The following is a 502-nucleotide window of genomic DNA, read 5'->3' as shown; positions in this document are numbered from 1 at the left end:
AACGTTGGGCTTTTTTCTTATTCTGAGATTCAAAATTAAAACCTCGAACTTCTAGTTGTCAATGTCCATCAAAAACAGCCACTTAAGAATTGGCACGCTCCTTTCATTGCATATAAAACAAATCAATGAGAGGGCGAATCATGAAAAGGACATCACTAATACTCGGATCACTGTTCGTAAGCGCTTATGCGAATGCGGCGCCTTTCGACACTTGTCCGAGCAAAGCGTATTTATTCCAATCGACCCCCGTTCAAGTTTATGGCGTCAATCTGGTTACGGGTTCCACAACTTTATTAGCTGACGATGTGGGTTTGGCATCAGGGATCAATGCCGTCGGGTTCGACTTCACCGACAGATACATTTATGGCTACGATACCACCAACTTGAAAATCGTCCGTTTAGGGAAAGACTTTCAAGCAGAAACACTGAATGTCGCTGGTTTGCCTAGCCATACGCTTTTTGTTGGCGATGTTTATAATCACGTTTACTACTTATATCGCAA

General features: G+C 42.6%; 1 pseudogene. It reads left to right on the top strand.

The features are described from left to right. Positions 1 to 140: 140 nt before the first annotated feature. Positions 141 to 502 (top strand): annotated as a pseudogene (locus R7R24_RS30860) (LruC domain-containing protein); the annotation flags it as partial.

It is taken from the genome of Vibrio sp. 704, assembly GCF_033339295.1.
Note: the sequence above shows the minus strand (reverse complement) of the source record. Positions and strands in the feature narration are given on the sequence as shown.